18 protein-coding genes and 1 riboswitch are annotated in these 20,130 nt (G+C 62.4%); of the genes, 7 read left to right on the top strand and 11 right to left on the bottom strand.

Translation table 11 applies throughout. The annotated features are described in order from the left end of the window. Positions 1 to 8 precede the first annotated feature (8 nt). Positions 9 to 608 (top strand): YceI family protein, encoded by a 600-nt coding sequence (locus AC788_RS16495; protein ID WP_049861655.1) that lies wholly within the window; start codon positions 9 to 11, stop codon positions 606 to 608. Between the two features lie 137 nt (positions 609 to 745). Here AC788_RS16495 and AC788_RS16500 read toward each other — a convergent pair whose 3' ends face one another. The 4 genes from AC788_RS16500 to ahcY form a co-directional block, all read right to left on the bottom strand. Then, entirely contained in the window at positions 746 to 2,626 is a 1,881-nt protein-coding gene (locus AC788_RS16500; protein ID WP_049861656.1) for a DEAD/DEAH box helicase, read from the bottom strand. A 221-nt stretch (positions 2,627 to 2,847) separates the two neighbouring features. Next, positions 2,848 to 3,678, bottom strand: coding sequence for a substrate-binding periplasmic protein (locus AC788_RS16505; protein WP_049861657.1), 831 nt, complete (start codon positions 3,676 to 3,678; stop codon positions 2,848 to 2,850). A gap of 140 nt (positions 3,679 to 3,818) precedes the next feature. Further along, positions 3,819 to 4,664 carry a methylenetetrahydrofolate reductase [NAD(P)H] gene (gene metF, locus AC788_RS16510; protein ID WP_049861658.1) on the bottom strand — a complete coding sequence of 282 codons (846 nt, stop codon included), beginning with the start codon at positions 4,662 to 4,664 and terminating at the stop codon, positions 3,819 to 3,821. A 69-nt stretch (positions 4,665 to 4,733) separates the two neighbouring features. Further along, positions 4,734 to 6,143 carry an adenosylhomocysteinase gene (gene ahcY, locus AC788_RS16515; protein ID WP_049861659.1) on the bottom strand — a complete coding sequence of 470 codons (1,410 nt, stop codon included), beginning with the start codon at positions 6,141 to 6,143 and terminating at the stop codon, positions 4,734 to 4,736. A gap of 20 nt (positions 6,144 to 6,163) precedes the next feature. Then, positions 6,164 to 6,271: riboswitch (S-adenosyl-L-homocysteine riboswitch) on the bottom strand. A gap of 197 nt (positions 6,272 to 6,468) precedes the next feature. On the opposite strand from ahcY, the gene AC788_RS16520 reads away from it, so the two are divergent. From AC788_RS16520 to AC788_RS16530, 3 genes are all read left to right on the top strand, one after another. Then, the gene (locus AC788_RS16520; RefSeq protein WP_043191602.1) at positions 6,469 to 6,864 is read left to right on the top strand and encodes an acyl-CoA thioesterase; all 396 of its coding nucleotides are present in this window, start codon (positions 6,469 to 6,471) and stop codon (positions 6,862 to 6,864) included. Positions 6,865 to 6,987: 123 nt separating this feature from the next. Then, the gene (locus AC788_RS16525) at positions 6,988 to 8,208 is read left to right on the top strand and encodes a putative DNA modification/repair radical SAM protein (protein WP_049861660.1); all 1,221 of its coding nucleotides are present in this window, start codon (positions 6,988 to 6,990) and stop codon (positions 8,206 to 8,208) included. Next, positions 8,205 to 9,032, top strand: coding sequence for a TIGR03915 family putative DNA repair protein (locus tag AC788_RS16530; protein WP_049861661.1), 828 nt, complete (start codon positions 8,205 to 8,207; stop codon positions 9,030 to 9,032). The genes AC788_RS16525 and AC788_RS16530 overlap by 4 nt, the downstream gene beginning before the upstream one ends. Positions 9,033 to 9,038: 6 nt before the next feature. Here AC788_RS16530 and AC788_RS16535 read toward each other — a convergent pair whose 3' ends face one another. Then, the gene (locus AC788_RS16535; RefSeq protein ID WP_049861662.1) at positions 9,039 to 9,782 is read right to left on the bottom strand and encodes an NRDE family protein; all 744 of its coding nucleotides are present in this window, start codon (positions 9,780 to 9,782) and stop codon (positions 9,039 to 9,041) included. 352 nt (positions 9,783 to 10,134) lie between these two features. On the opposite strand from AC788_RS16535, the gene lgt reads away from it, so the two are divergent. Then, positions 10,135 to 10,947 carry a prolipoprotein diacylglyceryl transferase gene (lgt, locus tag AC788_RS16540; RefSeq protein ID WP_049861663.1) on the top strand — a complete coding sequence of 271 codons (813 nt, stop codon included), beginning with the start codon at positions 10,135 to 10,137 and terminating at the stop codon, positions 10,945 to 10,947. A 54-nt stretch (positions 10,948 to 11,001) separates the two neighbouring features. Then, positions 11,002 to 11,973: a thymidylate synthase gene (locus AC788_RS16545; RefSeq protein ID WP_049861664.1), complete on the top strand. Its 972-nt coding sequence runs from the start codon at positions 11,002 to 11,004 to the stop codon at positions 11,971 to 11,973. Between the two features lie 136 nt (positions 11,974 to 12,109). Here AC788_RS16545 and AC788_RS16550 read toward each other — a convergent pair whose 3' ends face one another. From AC788_RS16550 to cadR, 4 genes are all read right to left on the bottom strand, one after another. After that, positions 12,110 to 12,583, bottom strand: coding sequence for a GNAT family N-acetyltransferase (locus tag AC788_RS16550; protein ID WP_049861665.1), 474 nt, complete (start codon positions 12,581 to 12,583; stop codon positions 12,110 to 12,112). 96 nt (positions 12,584 to 12,679) lie between these two features. Then, a complete protein-coding gene (locus tag AC788_RS16555) occupies positions 12,680 to 13,945 on the bottom strand; it encodes a type II toxin-antitoxin system HipA family toxin (protein WP_049861666.1) in 1,266 nt (421 codons plus the stop codon). Next, entirely contained in the window at positions 13,942 to 14,241 is a 300-nt protein-coding gene (locus AC788_RS16560) for a helix-turn-helix domain-containing protein (RefSeq protein ID WP_049861667.1), read from the bottom strand. Before AC788_RS16560 ends, AC788_RS16555 begins: the two co-directional genes overlap by 4 nt. Positions 14,242 to 14,356: 115 nt before the next feature. Next, complete coding sequence (gene cadR, locus AC788_RS16565) at positions 14,357 to 14,806, bottom strand: Cd(II)/Pb(II)-responsive transcriptional regulator (protein ID WP_049861668.1); 450 nt, start codon at positions 14,804 to 14,806, stop codon at positions 14,357 to 14,359. Between the two features lie 84 nt (positions 14,807 to 14,890). Between cadR and AC788_RS16570 the strand changes: the two genes are divergently transcribed. Continuing rightward, positions 14,891 to 17,155 carry a heavy metal translocating P-type ATPase gene (locus AC788_RS16570; RefSeq protein ID WP_049861669.1) on the top strand — a complete coding sequence of 755 codons (2,265 nt, stop codon included), beginning with the start codon at positions 14,891 to 14,893 and terminating at the stop codon, positions 17,153 to 17,155. 205 nt (positions 17,156 to 17,360) lie between these two features. On the opposite strand, the gene AC788_RS16575 is transcribed toward AC788_RS16570, so the two are convergent. After that, positions 17,361 to 18,719 (bottom strand): DUF3482 domain-containing protein, encoded by a 1,359-nt coding sequence (locus tag AC788_RS16575; RefSeq protein ID WP_049861670.1) that lies wholly within the window; start codon positions 18,717 to 18,719, stop codon positions 17,361 to 17,363. Next, positions 18,712 to 20,091, bottom strand: coding sequence for a DUF2868 domain-containing protein (locus AC788_RS16580; protein ID WP_049861671.1), 1,380 nt, complete (start codon positions 20,089 to 20,091; stop codon positions 18,712 to 18,714). The genes AC788_RS16575 and AC788_RS16580 overlap by 8 nt, the downstream gene beginning before the upstream one ends. Between the last annotated feature and the right edge of the window lie 39 nt (positions 20,092 to 20,130).

Below are 20,130 nucleotides of genomic sequence, written 5' to 3' on the forward strand. Positions count from 1 at the left end.
TACTCCCCATGTTGAAAAAGACCCTCGCTGCACTCGCCATTGGCACTGCCCTGTTCACCGCAGGCCAGGCCATGGCCGCTGACTACACCATCGACAAGGAAGGCCAGCACGCTTTCGTCGACTTCAAGATCAGCCACCTGGGCTACAGCTTCATCACCGGTACCTTCAAGGACTTCGACGGCAAGTTCAGCTTCGATGCCGCCAAGCCCGAAGACGCCAAGATCGACGTGACCCTCAAGACTGCCAGCGTGTTTACCAACCACGCCGAGCGTGACAAGCACATCAGCAGCAAGGACTTCCTGGACGTGGCCAACTTCCCGGAAGCCACCTTCAAGTCCACCAGCGTCAAGCCGACGGGCAAGAGCGCCGATGGCAAGACCACTGCTGACGTGACCGGTGACTTGACCCTGCATGGCGTGACCAAGCCCGTCGTGATCAAGGCCACCTTCCTGGGTGAAGGCAAGGATCCATGGGGCGGCTACCGTGCCGGCTTCGAAGGCACCACTTCGATCAACCGCAAGGACTTCGCACCCAAGTCCATGGACCTGGGTCCACAGTCGGACACCGTCGAGCTGTACTTCACCTTCGAAGGTGTGAAAGCGAAGTAAGCGATTCGCTGACATGAAAAAACGCCGCAGCCTGTGAGGGCTGCGGCGTTTTTTTTTGTATCCGGCATGGGCGCCGTGGTGAAACCTTCGCAGGCAGAGCCCGCTCCCACAGGGCAGCGAGCCTGCCTACCTCATGCTCAGCCTTCGCGATTGCGCGTCAGCAGTGCAGGTTTTTCACCCCGCGGGCGGCTCGGCAATTGCTCCAGTTGCTCGGCAGTCGGGAAACGATCGATCTTCGATTCCTTGTGCACGATCACCGGTTGGCTCGGGTTGCGCGAGTTGCTCACCGCCGGTTCCTGGCGTGGCTGCTCGTCGCGTGCCGGACGACGGTTGCGCGGGTTGCTGTCACGACGTGGCTGGCCGTCACGAGCGCCACCCCCGTTGCTGCGCGGACCGCGCTTGGCGCCGGCGTTGTCGCCAGTGCCGGCCGAACGTGCGCCTCCACCGTTGCGCGGTGCGCCACCGGCAGGGCGACCCTGGCGAGGCGCTGCTGCTGGAGCAGTACCACCGGCCGGTGCAGAACCTGCAGGACGACGACCGCGACCCTGGTTCTTGCCCTGATAGGGGCTGACGTAATCCGCACGGTTGCCGAAGTTGTCCACTTCGTCATCGAGGAATTCGTCCGGCGCACGGTTGGCGGAAACCGCCGGTTCTACGGCCGCGCGTGCAGCCTGTGGCTGACGTGGCTTCTGGTCACGGGGTTGGCGTTCAGAACGCGCCCCGGCGGGCTTTTCCTTGCCTTTGTCCTTCCCTTTGTCCTTGCGACCGCTGCTGGCGTTGCTGGTGCCATCGCCGCGAGGTGCGCGAGCACCGCGGGCATTGTTGGCCTGAGGACGCTCGCGCACCTCGGGTTTTTCCGCTTCCACGGTGCTGGCATCGAACCCCATCAGATCACCGTCCGGGATCTTCTGCTTGGTCATGCGCTCGATGCTCTTGAGCAGCTTCTCTTCGTCTGGCGCAACCAGCGAGATCGCCTCGCCACTACGACCGGCACGACCGGTACGGCCGATACGGTGCACGTAGTCTTCGTCGACGTTGGGCAGCTCGAAGTTGACCACGTGTGGCAGCTGGTCGATGTCCAGGCCACGCGCGGCAATGTCGGTGGCGACCATGATGCGTACGGAGCCGGCCTTGAAGTCGGCCAGGGCCTTGGTGCGCGCGTTCTGACTCTTGTTGCCGTGGATCGCCACGGCGCTCAGACCGTGCTTCTCCAGGTACTCGGCCAGGCGGTTGGCGCCGTGCTTGGTACGGGTGAACACCAGCACCTGCTCCCACGCGCCCTGAGTGATCAGGTGCGCCAGCAGCGAACGCTTGTGGCTGGAGGCCAGGCGATAGACGCGCTGCTCGATACGCTCGACCGTGGTGTTGGGCGGCGTGACTTCGATGCGCTCGGGGTTGTGCAGCAGCTTGCCGGCCAGGTCGGTGATGTCCTTGGAGAACGTCGCCGAGAACAGCAGGTTCTGACGCTTGGACGGCAGGCGCGCAAGGACCTTCTTAACGTCGTGCACGAAGCCCATGTCGAGCATGCGGTCGGCTTCGTCGAGCACGAGGATTTCAACGTGGGACAGATCGACGCTGCCCTGACCACACAGGTCGAGCAGACGGCCGGGGCAGGCCACCAGCACGTCGACGCCGCGGGACATGGCCTGTACCTGCGGATTCATGCCGACGCCGCCGAAGATGCAGGCGCTGACGAACTTGAGGTCGCGGGCGTAGAGCTTGAAGCTGTCGTGAACCTGGGCAGCCAGTTCGCGAGTGGGGGTCAGGACCAGTACGCGCGGTTGGCGCGGGCCGTGACGTTGGGATTTGTCCGGGTGACCACCTGGGAACAGCCGCTCCAGAATCGGAAGGGCGAAGCCGCCGGTCTTACCTGTACCTGTCTGAGCGGCGACCATCAGGTCGCGGCCTTGCAACACGGCGGGAATGGCCCGCTGTTGCACCGGGGTGGGCTGGGTGTAGCCCGCTGCCTCGATGGCGCGGACTAGAGCCTCGGAGAGACCGAGGGAAGCAAAGGACATGAGTAATCCTGTTCTAGTAGGGGCTTATGCCCGAGGGATAATCTTGCCTGGCGCGACGGGTGTGGGGTGACACTGTCGCGTCCGGTCCTGCTGGGGTTGCAAAGTGCGCTTCACGAAGCGGTGCGCGGGCTCAGGCCCAGCTGGCAGGTGCTTCGGGAGGCCTTGGCAAGGCCGAGCGGCCGGACGTAAGCCTGGCACAAGGGCCGAGTATAACAGAGCAATCACATTGCGCTGCTTTCACGCTGCCCAGCGGTGCCTGCGGGCGATGGCTGCAGTGTCTGCGGCGCAGCGGAAGGTATCGTTTTACCACTCATTGGCTCGACGGCATAGCGAGCCAGCAGCTGTGCATAGGCTGGCTCCTGCTTGAACCGGCGCAGTTCGGCGGCGAAGCGCTGCACCAGCAGATCCATTCCGGCACCTCGGCGCACCGCCAGAAACTGCGGATTGTTACCGATCTCCATGGGCAGGGGACTGACCCGCTGTTGCAGGCCCAACCGCTTGACGGTGTACTCGCCGACGCGGCGGTCGGTGATCAACAGATCGATGCGTGCCTTGGCCAGTTTGCCGAAGTTGGCTTCCTGGCTGGGCCCGCTCTCGCGAACGACACCGGGCGCCTGTTCGAATGCGTCGCCGTAGTCGTAGCCAGCGGTGATGCCCACGGTCAGCCCGTCGAGGTCGGTCATGCTGTGCACCGGGTGCGGTCGGTCATTGGCCTGGTAGAACACCCATTCCACTTCCGACAGCGGTTCCTTGGCATAGAACAGGCTTGCGTCGCGTTCGTTGGTCTGGAAGATGTCGAGGATCCCATCCGCCTGGCCCTGGTCGAGCATCGCCAGGCAGCGTTTCCATGGCAGGAATTGCCACTGCACCTGGATGCCCAGGCGTTCGAAGATCAGCGCCGTGATGTCATAGTCGATCCCTTGCGCGGTGCCGTTCTCTTCAAAGGCATAAGGTGCCCAGGAATCGGTAACGATGCGCAGCGTTTCGCCATGGGCCTGCAGGCACCAGCAAAGGAGAAGCGCAGAGGGCAACGAGCGGAGGATGGCAACCATGGGCCGGAGATTACGACGCCTTGCCGCGCTTGAAAAGGTCTATGCCGGGCTTCAGGCACCACTGACCTGATTCTATTGCGACTGATCGATACAAAAAGGCCCCGGCAGAATGCCAGGGCCTTGAGGCTGTGCGAGAAGACTCAGCGGCCCAGTTTCAGATTGTTCCATACCGCCAGGCTGGGTTCTGCCTGGTTCAGGGTATAGAAATGCAGGCCGGGGGCACCGCCCTGCAACAACCGCTCGCACATCTGCGTGATCACTTCCTCGCCGAACGCCTGGATGCTTTTCACGTCATCGCCGTAGGCTTCCAACTGCTTGCGCACCCAGCGCGGGATTTCCGCGCCGCAGGCATCGGAGAAGCGCGCCAGCTTGCTGTAGTTGGTGATCGGCATGATGCCCGGCACGATTGGAATGTTCACGCCCAGCTTCTGCACGCGCTCGACGAAGTAGAAGTAGCTGTCGGCGTTGAAGAAGTACTGGGTGATCGCACTGCTCGCGCCGGCGTTGGCCTTGCGCGCGAAGTTGACCAGGTCGTCTTCGAAGTTGCGTGCCTGCGGGTGCATCTCGGGGTAGGCCGCCACTTCGATGTGAAAGTGGTCGCCGGTTTCGGCGCGTATGAACTCGACCAGGTCATTGGCATGGCGCAGTTCGCCGCTGGACATGCCCATGCCCGACGGCAGGTCGCCGCGCAGCGCGACGATGCGCTTGATGCCGGCCGACCGATACTGGTCGAGCAGGCCGCGCAGGTCTTGTTTACTGTCGCCCACGCACGAAAGGTGCGGGGCGGCGGGGACGTTGACTTCGTTTTCCAGCTGCAGAACGGTGTTCAGGGTACGGTCGCGGGTCGAACCGCCGGCGCCGTAGGTGCAGGAAAAGAAATCGGGTTTGTAGGCAGCCAACTGGCGGGCGACGCCCATCAGCTTTTCATGCCCGGCATCGGTCTTGGTGGGAAAGAACTCGAAGCTTAAGGGACGATCGTGAGACATGGCAGTTTCTCGGTAAACCCATCGAGCGGGCCAGCGTTGACTGGCCCGCCGTATCAAGAGCCTGAACGCTTAGTAGCGGTAGGCTTCTGGCTTGAACGGACCTTCGACGGTCACGCCGATGTAGTCGGCCTGCTGCTGGGTCAGTTGAGTGACCACGCCGCCGAAGCCGCGGACCATTTCCAGGGCCACTTCTTCGTCCAGTTTCTTCGGCAACACTTCGACGGTCAGGCGGGCAGCCTTGCCGTCGGCGTCCAGGTCGGCGTACTTCTGCTCGAACAGGAAGATCTGCGCCAGCACCTGGTTGGCGAACGAACCGTCCATGATGCGGCTTGGGTGGCCGGTGGCGTTGCCCAGGTTCACCAGACGGCCTTCGGCCAGCAGGATCAGGTAGTCGTCGTTCTGCGCGTCGAAGCTACCGGCACCGGTACGGTGGATCTTGTGGACCTGTGGCTTCACTTCTTCCCATGCCCAGTTCTTGCGCATGAAAGCGGTGTCGATTTCGTTGTCGAAGTGGCCGATGTTGCAGACCACGGCACGCTTCTTCAGCGCCTTGAGCATGTTGGCATCGCAGACGTTGACGTTACCGGTGGTGGTGACGATCAGGTCGATCTTGCCCAGCAGCGCCTTGTCGATGCTTGCTTCGGTGCCGTCGTTGATGCCATCGATGAACGGCGAAACCAGCTCGAAGCCGTCCATGCAGGCCTGCATCGCGCAGATCGGGTCGACTTCGGAGATCTTGACGATCATGCCTTCCTGACGCAGCGACTGAGCCGAGCCCTTGCCCACGTCACCATAGCCGATCACCAGTGCCTGCTTGCCCGACAACAGGTGGTCGGTGCCGCGCTTGATGGCGTCGTTGAGGCTGTGACGGCAGCCGTACTTGTTGTCGTTCTTGCTCTTGGTCACCGAGTCGTTGACGTTGATGGCCGGGATCTTCAGCTCGCCCTTGGCCAGCATGTCCAGCAGGCGGTGCACGCCAGTGGTGGTTTCTTCGGTCACGCCGTGGATCTTGTCCAGCATGGCCGGGTATTTCTTGTGCAGGATCTCGGTCAGGTCGCCGCCGTCGTCAAGAATCATGTTGGCATCCCATGGCTGGCCATCCTTGAGGATGGTCTGCTCGATGCACCACTCGTATTCTTCTTCGGTTTCACCTTTCCAGGCGAACACCGGGATACCGGCGGCGGCGATGGCGGCGGCGGCCTGATCCTGGGTGGAGAAGATGTTGCACGAGGACCAGCGAACTTCGGCACCCAGGGCGACCAGGGTTTCGATCAGTACGGCGGTCTGGATGGTCATGTGAATGCAGCCCAGGATCTTCGCGCCCTGCAGCGGCAGCTGGCCGGCGTATTTGCGGCGCAGGCCCATCAGTGCGGGCATTTCCGACTCGGCAATGATGGTTTCGCGACGGCCCCAGGCAGCCAGGGAGATGTCGGCGACTTTGAAATCGGAAAAACCAGCAGGCGTAAGTACAGCGCTCATTAAGAGCCTCCATTCGTAGGTTCGAATGGGCGCCGTTGTATGCGTTTGGCGTCCCCAGGCAAGACCTGTAGGGACAACGCCCCATCCGAGCCTGACAGGTCGAACCTGCTGCAGCGCCCCTCGGACGGGTGGCGGGAACGGCCGGGAAATGAAGAAGGCCGTTGAGTGAATCGCTGGCGATTATATAGAGGTGTGGCCAGCTTCCAAAGTATTTCTGACGATTACCGCCGGATGGATAATGGTATTCATAGGCAAAGCTCAATGGAGGCGGGCGCTGTGGTCTGCCATGATTCGACACACTTAGGTGAAGAGCAGAGGAGCCAGCATGAATTTTCATACGCGCAAATGGGTAAAACCTGAAGACCTCAATCCCAACGGCACCCTGTTCGGTGGCAGCCTGCTGCGCTGGATCGACGAAGAAGCGGCTATCTACGCCATCGTGCAGTTGGGCAACCAGCGGGTGGTGACCAAGTACATCTCCGAGATCAATTTCGTCAGCGCCTCGCGCCAGGGCGACATCATCGAACTGGGCATCACCGCCACTGAATTCGGGCGGACCTCCATCACGCTGACCTGCGAGGTGCGCAACAAGATCACGCGCAAGAGCATCCTCACCGTGGACAAGCTGGTGTTCGTCAACCTGGGCGAAGACGGCCTGCCGGCACCCCATGGGCGCACCGAAATCCGCTACATCAAGGATCAGTTCGAAACCATCGACTGAACCCGGCCCATGTAGCGCTCGTCCCGTTCCAGGCCGCGTGTGGCCTGGCTTCTGGCCGACCGGCGGCGTTGATGAAGTGCATGTATTTCTGTACTGTACATAAAAACAGTATCGGGAAATTTCATGCAATTGATCGATAAGCTCAGCATCCTCGCCGACGCCGCCAAGTACGATGCCTCGTGCGCCAGCAGCGGTGCGCCCAAGCGCAGCTCCGAAGGCAAGGGCGGGCTGGGTTCGACCAACGGCATGGGCATTTGCCACAGCTACACGCCGGATGGTCGCTGTGTATCGCTGCTCAAGATACTGCTGACCAATTTCTGCCTGTTCGACTGCCAGTACTGCGTCAACCGCCGTTCCAGCGACGTGCCACGGGCGCGTTTCACGCCTGAGGAAGTGGTGCGCCTGACCGTGGACTTCTATCGGCGCAACTGCATCAGCGGCTTGTTCCTGAGCTCCGGCATCATCCGTTCGGCCGACTACACGATGGAACAGCTGATCCGCGTGGCGCGCCTGCTGCGCGAGGAACATCAGTTCCGCGGCTACATCCACCTCAAGACCATTCCCGAAGCCGACCCGGCACTCATCGAAGAGGCGGGTCGCTACGCCGATCGTCTGAGCGTGAACATCGAGCTGCCCACCGATGCCAGCCTGCAGACCCTGGCGCCGGAAAAGGATGTGAAATCGATCAAGAAAGCCATGAGCACCATCTACACGGGCCAGCAGACCGTGCTCAACGAACCGCGCGCGCCACGCTTCACACCGGCTGGGCAAAGCACGCAGATGATCGTCGGTGCCGACCAGACCGACGACAGCACCATCCTGCACAGCGCCGAATCCCTGTACGGCAACTACGGCCTGAAGCGGGTCTACTATTCGGCGTTCAGCCCCATCCCCAACAGCCCCAAGAGCGTGCCGCTGGCAGCACCGCCGCTGATGCGCGAGCACCGCCTCTACCAGGCCGACTGCCTGCTGCGCAGCTATGGCTACAAGGCCGACGAGCTGCTCTCCGGCCCGGGCGACCTGGCGCTGGATATCGACCCCAAGCTGGCCTGGGCGCTGGAAAACCGAAGCGTCTTCCCATTGGATCTGAACCGTGCGGAACCTGCGCTGATCGCCCGCATTCCCGGCATCGGTCTGCGTACCACCAAGCGCCTGGTGGAGCTGCGTCGGCAGCGGCGAATCCGCTATGAAGACCTGACCCGCCTGCGTTGCGTACTGGCTAAGGCCAAGCCGTTCTTCATCACCAGCGACTACCACCCACAGCAGGCAGAAATCTCTACTTTGCTGCTGCGCGACCAACTGCGTGATCGCCCCCAGCCCCAGCAATTGGGGCTCTGGGGATGATATGTCTGGACTGCGACGACCTGTTCGCCACCTGGCGGCAGCAGGCGCGTTGGCTGCTCAGCCATCAGATCGATCCGAGTCATGTGGGCTGGAACACCGTAGCGGACCTGTTCGCCACGGACGAGCATTACCCGGAGGAAATCGGTCCTTTCCAGGCGCGCATTCCCGTGGCCCTCATCGAGCTGCTGCAAAGCGCTGCGCAGTACCGTGGCGAGCAACGCTGGAGCCTGTTGTACGAAGTGCTCTGGCGCGTCAGCCATGGCGACCGCACGGCCATGCTGGCCGGTGATCGCCTGGGCAGTGAGCTGCACCGGCGTATCAAGCAGGTTCGGCGCGAGAGCCATCATCTGCATGCCTTTCTGCGCTTCGTCGAGATGCCGGTCGCGACCGCGGGTCCCCCCGGTCCTGAATACGTGGCTTGGCACGAACCGGCGCACGACATCCTGGCCTTGGCCAGCGAGCATTTCATCGGGCGCATGGGGCGCAGTCGCTGGCTGATAGCGACGCCTCAGGACGGTGTGTATTACGACGGCACCCAGTTGATCCACGAACGGCGATGCCCATTGGAGTGGCAGCAACTCGCGCAGCAGGCCCATGACCCCCAGGGCGAGCTGTGGCTGACCTATTACAGCCACATCTTCAACCCGGCGCGCTTGAACCCCAAGGTCATGCAAGGCCACTTGCCCACTCGCTTCTGGAAGAATCTGCCTGAAGGCGCGTTGATTCCCGGCCTGATCAGCGATGCGCGTACCGGCAAGCAGCGCGATGGCCAGGCTCGCGACATCGGCAAACGCCAGGGCAAGCGCATCGGGCGTTCGGTTTAGCGCTCGCTAGACCCCCTGCAGACGAACCTCACCCAGCGTGCTGCCCAACGGGCCAAAGCTGCGCTCGATCATTTCCCGATGACCCTCGGCGTTAACGATAACCACCGTGCTGGCCCGCGTTCCGTAACTGGCGCCGGTGATGAACACGCTCGACAGCAGCCGCTCGGTGGCCAGGCCCACGCCCGTATCGGGTAGCGCATGTTCCGGTGCCTGGTCGGCATCAGCCAGCATTGCCAGTAATGCGTCAGGCTGGCTACCGGCGACCTCCAGCCCGTGACGGGCTTTCACCAGCTTGGGCCATGGCGTGTCGAGGCTGGCATTGGAAAGCCCGTAGGTGCCTGCCTCCAGGTACTGCGGCGTGCCTGCAGCGGAGTGCAGATAGCACAGGCGCTGACCATCACCGAGCAGAAGATTGAATCCGGCGTATTGGTCCAGGCGATCCGTGGCGGCCTGCAGGTAAGCCTCGATCGACTGTTCACCGGTCAGAAAACCCGCCACCAGATCACCACGGGAGCGCCGCGCCGGTGGCTGACCGGGACGACGGATATTGGTCAGCGCGGCGATACGCCCGTTCGGCCCGATCCCCAGCCAGCTACCGCCTGCCTCCAGGTCCCGACCGGCGTACACCCCGCAAGACTCCCGCCACTGGGACAACGGCGCCGTGGGTCGGGCGTGGAATTCGTCACGGTTGCCTGCCAGTACCAGGGGTTGGGCATGGCCGGGCTGCCAGGTGAAAACGATCAGACACATACGGAAAGATCCTTGTAGTTTGACTTCACTCTACCGGTCCATCGTTGTCCTATCCATCGCTGCGAGGTGGAGCGCCAGGCATGGGTTCCGGTACCATGCCGCACTTGCTTGCGGGTGCAATCGTGAAATTGCGATGTACCAGCCGCTCGGTGCCTGCACGGGTGCCCTGGCCCAGCGTATAGTTCCGAATTCGTCCATGCGCCCGCCTTGGCATGCATCGCCATCACCGTCTGGTTTCTTCAGATACGCGGCGCGCCGGGCGCCCAGATTATCGTTCAAGGTGCTCAAACACCTGCTCGCCGCGCTGCTGTTCAGCGTCGGCATGAGTTTTTTGCTTAGCTGAGGAATTGCAATGCTGCCTTACCCGCAGATCGACCCGGTGGCACTGGCCATCGGACCGCTGAAAATCCACTGGTACGGCTTGATGTACCTGGTGGGCATTGGTGGCGCCTGGTTGCTGGCCTCGCGCCGGCTCAACGGGTTCGACCCGACCTGGACCAAGGAAAAACTCTCGGACCTGGTGTTCTGGTGCGCAATGGGGGTGATCCTCGGCGGCCGCCTCGGCTACGTGCTGTTCTACGATCTGGAGCAATACATCGCCAACCCCACCTTGATATTCGAGGTGTGGAAGGGCGGCATGTCGTTCCATGGCGGGCTGCTGGGCGTGATGCTGGCCACGTGGTGGTTCGGCAAGAAGAACAACAAGTCGTTCTTCCAGCTGATGGACTTCATCGCTCCGCTGGTACCCATCGGTCTGGGTGCCGGGCGTATCGGCAACTTCATCAACGCCGAGCTGTGGGGCAAACCCACCGACGTGCCCTGGGCCATGATCTTCCCGCCTTTCAGCGATCCGGCGCAGTTGCCCCGTCACCCTTCGCAGCTCTACCAGTTTGCGCTGGAAGGCGTCGCGTTGTTCGTCATCCTCTGGCTATTCTCGCGCAAGCCGCGGCCGACCATGGCCGTATCGGGCATGTTCGCCCTGTTCTACGGCATCTTCCGCTTCATCGTCGAGTTCGTCCGCGTGCCCGATGCGCAGTTGGGCTACCTGGCGTGGGGCTGGCTGACGATGGGGCAGGTGCTGTGTCTGCCGATGATCCTGGGCGGTCTGGGGCTGATCTGGTTAGCCTACCACCGCGCGCCGGCGGCTCCGCGCCCGGCTGTTTGATTCTTTTTTGCCTGGGCGTGACCAAGGTTGCGCCCTGAACGATGCAGGTACGTCATGAAGCAATATCTGGAACTGGTCGCCCACGTCATCAAGAACGGCACCTTGCAAAGCAACCGCACCGGCGTGCGCACCATCAGTTTCCCGGGTGCCATGCTGCGGTTCGACCTGCAGGAAGGCTTTCCGGCGATCACCACCCGGCGCCTGGCCTTCAAGTCGGCCATCGGCGAAATGGTCGGGTTCCTGCGCGGCGTCAACAATGCCGCCGAATTCCGCGCCTTGGGCTGCAAGGTCTGGGACCAGAACGCCAACGAGAACGCCCAATGGCTGGCCAACCCCTTCCGCCAGGGTGAAGACGACCTGGGCGAGATCTATGGCGTGCAGTGGCGTCAGTGGCCAGCCTACAAACGCATCGCCCTGAGCAACCCGGCAGCGATCGAACTGGCCACCAGCCAAGGCTATCAGCAGATTGCCCAGGCCGAGGAAAACGGCGAGAGCTTCGTGGTGCTGTACAAGGCCATCGACCAGATTCGCCAGTGCGTCGACACCATCATCAAGGACCCGGGCAGCCGTCGGATCCTGTTCCACGGCTGGAACTGCGCCCAGCTCGATGAAATGGCACTGCCGCCGTGCCATCTGCTGTACCAGTTCCACCCCAACCCGGAAACCCGCGAGATCTCGTTGACGCTGTACATCCGCTCCAACGACCTGGGTCTGGGCACGCCGTTCAACCTCACTGAAGGCGCCGCGCTGCTGTCGCTGGTCGGGCGCCTGACAGGCTACACGCCGCGCTGGTTCACCTACTTCATCGGCGACGCCCATGTGTACGAGAACCATCTGGACATGCTCAACGAGCAGATGAAACGCGAGCCGTTACCGGCCCCTAAGCTGGTGATCTCCGACCGCGTGCCTGAGTTCGCGAAGACTGGTGTGTACCAACCAGAGTGGCTGGAGCTGATCGAACCCAGCGACTTTACCCTGGAAGGCTACGAACACCACGCGCCACTGACTGCACCGATGGCGGTGTGAGCCTGACAAACCGTGGAGTCTGTTTCGCGGCCACTGACCGCTCCTACGCCATCGCAGACCTCGTAGGAGCGGTCTGTGGCCGCGAAACGGACACCGCAGTCTGCCTGCTGCACCGCGGCCAGGCGTTTCAATGCAATTACCCTGACGCTTTGGTGAAGATGTTCATCCCCCCAACGTCAGTCTCGATCTGCTCCCAGCCAAGCCGACGGTAGTACGCCGACTTTTCCTCGACGGCACATAGATAGACCCGCTCGACACCCTCAGCTTTCGCTTTCTGCATTCCGGCTGTGAGTAATGCCGCCCCGACGCCCTCATTGCGGCTCTCGGCCTCCACCCACAGCGCCGCCAACCAGGGCGAGTACTGCACTCGTTCATCCATGTCCGAAACGATCAGCGATACCGTGCCCATGAACCGCTCGCCTGCATGAGCGACCAAAGTGGTGGGAATGGGCTTGGAACGCAGGCTGTCTTCCAGAAGCGTCAGCACATCTTCCAAAGTGTGGCCGTCGTCCTTCCACCAGGCTTGCCACAGCCGCTCGCCCACGACGGCAAGAAAACCAGGTTCAGTGCGCAGATCTGATATTTGAAAGGGGGTTGCGGTGCGATTCATGACAGGTTCTTTTTGATGGACATGTGCAACGAACCTATAGGCAGGCTTTGCAATAGCGAAACTAGGATTGTTTCAAAACCTTGCTCGCTGATTCAGTTAATAGATCCGAAAGTCCGCATGCAGCTGTTGCCAATGCTGGCGCAGGATCGCTTGCTGGTTTGGCTTCATGGCGCTGGCGGCTAGGGCTTCAGGCCACAGCGTTCGTGCTGCGTCCAGTGTTTCTCGTAGATGAACGAGCACGGGTCGCCAAGGTATTCCAGAGGTCTCGGCCCATCGTTTGAAGTGTTCGAGCGAGACGTCATACCAGGCTTTGGTATCGGCCATGTTCAACGCAAACTGGCTCTCGCCGGGAATAAATACCTTGGTCGCGACGATGTCGTAAGCCGGGGACAGTTCTGCGCTGAAAGTGTCTGGATAGATCAGGCTCCAGTTCTTCAGATGCGCGTCGCCGTTGGCCAGCAGCACATTGACCAGCAAACGCACAGCCATTTGCGTGACATCGCGTTGCCCATGACGGGTCTGGGTGTAGAGCAATCTGGCGATCTGTTCATAACGGCCGCTGCGGTATTTATCGTGGGCGTAAGCGTAAAGCACCTGGGCGAAGTCTTCTGAATGAACGCGCTGACCTCCGGCAAGCCGATCATAACGACGAATGCCGTAGGCCCACTGCTCGTCGGGCAGGTTGATTGCGGGCAAGCTGTCGATCATGTCCATGCCGATCAGGCGTATTTCAGGAATGTCGACGCCTGCCAACTGTGCCAGCTGCATGCAGGTGTATTCGTTGAGCGGCACGAATGGGTGAACGGTGGAGGGCGTCTTGATGATCCAGTCTCCCGGCGCCGCAGGATCGGCGGTTATGTAACGGCCATCCCTGTTGTGCATGGAGAATTTCATCTGTACGCCGGCCAGCGAGAAGTGCGAGCGATGATCGGATGTGTCGATGGATACTGGACTGATCTTACCGTGGTTGCCCAGTGCATAGGCTGGGATATGGTCGGCGGATACCGGGGTTGCGACCAATGCACCCGGCAAGTCCAGACCGAGCCAGCTCAATAAGGGAAATTCACTGTCTGGGTGCACTTTCATGGCTTGTGCAACCAGGCTACGCAGCGCGCCTTCCGGAAGTAGATTGCTCAACACGGGGTGAAGCCGGTGATGGGTGACGTAAGGGTGCTTGTCTGCCAGTTGACGTCTGAATACGTCCGGATTGAGGTGAGACAAAGTCAGCGTGCGTCGATGTGGATCAGCGATGTAATCCGGCGCCAAGGTGAGTACATTCTTGCCATTCGAATGGCCGGTAACGTAACCGACCAATTGCGAATGCAGCGTCAGCTTCAAGGCCGCTACGGTTTCTACACTCATGGCAGATCATCCCAAGGATTTTCCGGATAGTTATCCACAGGTCGATCATCCTCTAAATACACCGGCGCGCCTGCGAGGATCTTTTCGATCAGTTTGAGTTGGTCCTTGGGCACCAGGACCATGCTTGCATCCAGACCTTCGGCAATCAGGTCCAGGGTGTTGAGGCGCGGGTTGCCGTTCTTTTCGATCTTTCCGTATTGCTGGCGGGTGAGGCCAGTGCGCAGGGGCATGTCCTGAATCTGAAGACCCAGTTGTTGGCGGCGGTTGCGGATCTGTTGCAGAAGTGTGGTTAACATAGGCTGAGTATGAGCCTGATATGGTTCATGTCAAATAGAATGAGTCATATATTATTCATATTTCTTGGGCGATTCGAATGCCAGGGTATATCTGCTGAACCGCGACGTATTTTTTTCAATGCCCGTGACTGCGGCCCACATGTGAGTGCTCAGCATCGGGAACGGTGACGGCGCCGCTGACTTCCAAACGCTGGAGAATCGCGCAGTGCTCTTCGGCGGTACCGCCGTGGCATTTCTGGCGCAGAGCAACGAGCTGCTCCTGCAAGGCTACCAGGCCGTCTATCCGCGCCTTGACGTGATGGATGTGTTCATCGATCAGGTCGTTGACGCTCTGGCACTGGTCCTGGGGGCTGTCGCGCAGGGTCAACAGGTTGCGGATCTCGTCGAGGGTCATGTCCAGGATGCGACAGTTGCGGATGAACGTCAGCCGTTCCACGTGAGCCTGGGTGTAGAGGCGATAGTTGCCTTCGCTGCGGGCAGGGGGCGGCAACAGGCTTTCGCGTTCGTAATAGCGGATGGTTTCGACCTGGCAGTCGGTGATTTTCGCCAGTTCGCCGATTTTCATGCTCATAACCCTTGGAAGATGCTTGACCCTATAGTGGCTACAGGGTGTTCACTTGGCAACCTGCACTTCAGGAAATTGCGACCAATGAGCCACCCCACTTCCGGCCATGTCCACGATCATAAGCACGAGCACGAGCACGAGCACGAGCACGAGCACGAGCACGAGCACCAGCCAAGCTCCGCACCGTCGAGCCACTGCTGCTCGAGCAAATCGACCGCGCCGTCGACCGTCCAGTTGGCACCCGGCGACAGCCAGGATGCCCGGCTGAGTCAGTTCCGCATCGAGGCGATGGACTGCCCCACCGAGCAGACGCTGATCCAGAACAAGCTGGCCAAGCTGACAGGCGTGCAGCAGCTGGATTTCAACCTGATCAATCGGGTGCTCGGCGTGCGCCATTCGCTGCCCGATACCCAGGCGATCGAGAGCGCCATCAAATCACTGGGCATGCACGCCGAACCCATCACCGGGGACGAACCTGCTACCAACGACCTGCCGGCGCCGCGCAAACCCTGGTGGCCGCTGGCGCTTTCGGGTGTGACGGCAGTGGCGGCCGAAGTGGTCCACTTCACCCAGGCGGCGCCGACCTGGGTCGTGGCATTGCTGGCCCTGGTGTCGATCGCCAGTTGTGGTCTGGGCACCTACAGCAAAGGCTGGATCGCACTCAAGAACGGCAACCTCAACATCAATGCGTTGATGAGCATTGCGGTGACCGGCGCGGTGCTGATCGGTCAATGGCCGGAAGCGGCGATGGTGATGTTCCTGTTCACCGTAGCCGAATTGATCGAGGCCAAATCCCTGGATCGCGCCCGCAATGCCATTGGCGGTCTGATGCGCCTCACGCCGGACACGGCCACCGTGCGCCAGGCCGATGGCCAATGGCTGGAACAGGACGTCAAGAGCGTCGCCCTGGAGGCCATCGTGCGCGTGCGTCCAGGGGAACGCATTGGTCTGGATGGTGAAGTGATTTCCGGTCAATCCAGCATCGATCAGGCGCCCATTACCGGTGAAAGCCTGCCGGTCGAGAAGAGTGTGGGCGACAAGGTGTTCGCCGGGACCATCAATCAGGCCGGCTCGCTGGAATACCGGGTCACGGCCGCCGCCGGCCAATCGACACTGGCGCGCATCATCCACGCGGTCGAGCAGGCCCAAGGTGCGCGTGCGCCTACCCAGCGCTTCGTGGATAACTTTTCACGGGTCTACACACCCGTGGTGTTTGCCTTGGCCCTGCTGATCGCGGTGGTCCCGCCGCTGGTGGGGTTGGGCGCGTGGTTCGACTGGATCTACCGCGCGCTGGTGCTGTTGGTGGTCGCCTGTCCGTGTGCGCTGGTGATTTCCACGCCCGTCACCATCGTCAGTGCCTTGGCCGCTGCTGCGCGCAAAGGCATCCTGGTCAAGGGGGGCGTGTACTTGGAAGGTGGTCACAAGCTGGACCATCTGGCGCTGGACAAGACCGGCACGCTTACCCATGGCAAGCCGGTGCAGACCGACTACGCGCTGCTCGATCCCGCCTTCGAAGGCCGGGCACAGGCGATTGCCCAGACGTTGGCGGGACGTTCGGACCATCCTGTGTCGCGAGCCATTGCTGCTGACGCCAATGGGGCGGCCCTGACCTTGGACAACTTCGAGGCCTTGCTTGGGCGAGGCATCAAGGGTCAGGTGGAAGGGCAGACCTATCACCTGGGCAACCATCGCCTGGTGGAAGAGCTGGGTCAGTGCTCCCCGGCGGTGGAAGCGCAACTCGATCAGCTGGAGCGTGAAGGTAAATCGGTCGTGGTATTGCTGGGCCCGCAAGGGCCGGTGGCCTTGTTCGCGGTGGCCGACACGGTGAAGCAGACCAGCCGCGAGGCCATTGCCCAGCTGCATGCGTTGGGCATAAAGACCGTGATGCTGACCGGAGACAACCCGCATACCGCCAAGGCGATCGCAGCTCAAGTGGGCATCGATCAGGCGATTGGCGACCTGTTGCCTGCCGACAAGCTCAAAGCTGTGGAGCAGTTGTACGCTCAGGGTCACCGGGTCGGCATGGTGGGCGACGGGATCAATGACGCGCCAGCACTGGCACGGGCGGAAATCGGTTTCGCCATGGCGGCCGCAGGTACCGATACCGCGATTGAAACGGCCGATGTCGCCTTGATGGACGATGATCTACGCAAGATACCGGCGTTCATTCGGCTGTCGAGGCAGACCCGTTCGGTGCTGTTGCAGAACATCGTGCTGGCCCTGGCGATCAAGGCAGTGTTCCTCCTGATGACCGTGGCCGGCATGGCGACGCTGTGGATGGCGGTGTTTGCCGACATGGGGGTGAGCCTGCTGGTGGTGTTCAACGGGCTGCGGTTGCTGCGCAAGTAACCGCCTACCATGCTGCTCCTGCGGCATCGAATCCGTAGGAGCGGTCATCGGCCGCGAAGATGCCACTGCGGTGTACCTGTAGCTGCGCGGTGTTCCTTTCGCGGCCACTGGCCGCTCCTACATTGCTCTGTGATACCGCAAACCTTCTGTAGGAGCGGTCATCGGCCGCGAAGGGCTACAGCGTGGCCATTGGTCGATTAAGGCGTCAGAGCTGCTGGGCCAGGGCTTCGATCTGTTCTTCACGCTCGCGCTGGGCCAGGTGCTTGTGGCCGTTGAGCGAGGACCATTGCGGGTAGGCTCGGGCCTTGTTCAGGGCTTCGGGCAGCTTGCCTTCGCGCCAGGTCTGCTCCTGTGGCGCCGCCACCTCGATGGTGCCCATGGCGGCATGGCCACGGGCATCGAGCGCTTTCACCAGTTGCTGCTGACGCAAGGCCAGCAGCCGCAGCACGTTGTCGTCCACGGTCAGTTCGCGCTCGCCCTTGAACTTGCCCAACAGGCGCGCGCCATAGCCACGGGCGGTCTGCAGGGCGCCGCCGGCAATGGCGCCGGCGATGGCTGCCATGCCCAGGGTCAAGCCGCCCACCAGCAGATCGACGCCAGCGCCCGCCGCAGCGCCGGCCGCAATGCCGCCGCCGACCTTCACGCCCAACTGCTTGAGCGTATCGGGATTGAACAGATCGTCGCCCCAGCGCCCATCTGACAGTGGCAAGTCGCCGGCCGACGCATCCTGGCTGCGAAAGGCATACAGCTTGAGCAAGGCTTCCACGCAGCGCTGCTCACGCTTGCGTACCGCCTGGCGAAGTTCTTCGATGGCGCCTGCGGCCGCTTCGCTGGTCACGCTGCGGCGACAGGCCGCGCAGTCGATCAACAGTTCGGCGATCAACCGCCGTGCACTCCCCTGACGCGCCAGTCGTTGCGCCTGTTGATCATCGATCAGCCGTTGCAAAGCCGGGCGCGAATGTTCCAGCAGCAATGCCAGGCTTTCATACAGCCGCCGCTCGCCATCCTCGGGCGGTGCCACACTGTCGAAGCGAACCAAGGCGTGCAGACCGAGGCGAGCCAGCGCCTCGCGCCAATCCCCCTCGCGTTGCTGGCTGCTGCTGACGAAGTTGAGCACCGGCAGCAACGGTTTCCCGCAGCTGGCCAGCACTTCCAGTTCGTCGCGGTACTTGGCCAGCACCGGCTCGCGCGCGTCGATCACATACAGGCCGGCATCGCTAGCCAATAGCTGGCGCAGCACCTTGGCCTCCTGCTCGAAACGTTGGCGCGCCTCGGTGCCCTGCAGGAACCGCTCGACCCGCGCCGGACCGTCGAGCCGCTCGCCGGGGCGGTCCAGGCGCTCGAGGAAATCCAGCAAGGCGATGGCATCTTCCAGGCCAGGGGTGTCGTAGAGTTCCAGCAGGGCGTCGCCATCGACCGAAAGGCGTGCGCCTTCCACATGACGCGTGGTGCTGGGCCGGTGCGACACTTCGCCGAAGCCTACGTCGCGGGTCAGCGTGCGCAGCAGGGAGGTCTTGCCGACATTGGTATGGCCGACTACGGCCAGGGTCAGGGGCTTACTCATGGCCGGTCTCCAGCCAGTGCAGTGGGGTCGATTCATCAATGGCCAGGCCCAGTGCATCCAGACCGGTCCGCCAATCGCCAAGCCGTTGCGGGTCGAGCACCTGGCCGGGCGGTGCCGGCAACAGCCACACGCGGGTGACCGTGGCGCAGCGGGCCATTTCGGCGATCAGGCCGAGGCTACCGCGGTCGGGCGAGCGCCGCGGATCGCAAGCGATCACCAGCCGCGCGGGCGGGAAGCGGGTCATCTGTTCCAGCAGCCGCTGGCGCGACTCGCGGCTGTCGAGCACGCCAGCGTTCTGAATGCCGGTGGCCAGGGCGGGCGGCCATGGGTGCTGGCCGTCGAGCTCCAGACCTACCAGCACCGCGCCATCACTCGGCTCGCTGGCTGGCGCCGTCGTAACCTGGGGCAGGGCGTCGGGCGCCTCATCGCGCACACCAAGGCGCTCGCTGCTGGGCATCAGCCGTTCACGCAACTGGCTGTAGCCCGGCAGGGTGGTATCCAGCGTCAGGCGTGCCCGGCCTTGGCGCCAGCGCCACTGGCAGAAGGCGGCCAGCAGCAGGCGCGGGCCGATTCCATAGACCAGCAGCACGCCGACCAGCCAGCCGGCCCAGGCCTGGCGTGCCCCTTCGACGTTGGTCGCTTGATCGCCACTGGCGCGGATCATGGCGATGTCCGGTACGCTGAAACCCAGCAGCGCGGGCACGGCGCCCAAGGTCTGGGTCAGGCTGATGAAGGTGTCCGCGCCAAGAATGGTGGTCTCCCAGACGAAGCCGTAGCGACGGGTGGCCAGCAGCAACAGCAGCACGGCCAGCGCACTGAGCAGGGCCAGCAGCCACAAGCCATGCACCAGCGTGCCCAGTGCCCAGCGGTTGAGCCGACGACGTTGCAGCAGCAGTACCAGCGCCGGCGCCAGGTGCACGGCCTGCGCATCACGCGCCAGTTTCTCGCTGAGCCACAACCACAGCCGTCCCAGTACCGCGCCGTGGCCACCGGCGGCGACCAGCCCCAGCAACCAGCTGAGCAACAGAATGAGATTGAGCCCCAGCAGGCTGCCCAGCGCCCAGAACACATTGACCGGCTGCAGCCCATCGCCCAGCGCCGCGAACGCCAATCCGGCCCCGCTGAATACCGCCAGCACGGCCAGCAGCAGCACCGCCAGCCGTGCGCCCTGCAGCCAGTGGCGCAGGGCCTGGCGCTGTCCATCGCGGTCGGCCAGTATCAGGGCGCGATGTTCGATGCGTGCGGCCAGGTCGCCCCCCTGTTGCCGCGCTCGGCGGTTGGCTTCCAGGTCTTCCAGGGGGCCTGCCTGTTCTTCGCGCAGGCGGATGGCTTCACTGAGCCAGAGTGTGTGCAAGGGAGTGGGTGCGCTCACGCGTTTTTCCAGGCGGCGGATTCGCCATGAGCATAACCC

This window comes from Pseudomonas sp. RIT-PI-a (genome assembly GCF_001187875.1).
Classification (GTDB): Bacteria; Pseudomonadota; Gammaproteobacteria; order Pseudomonadales; family Pseudomonadaceae; genus Aquipseudomonas; species Aquipseudomonas coleopterorum.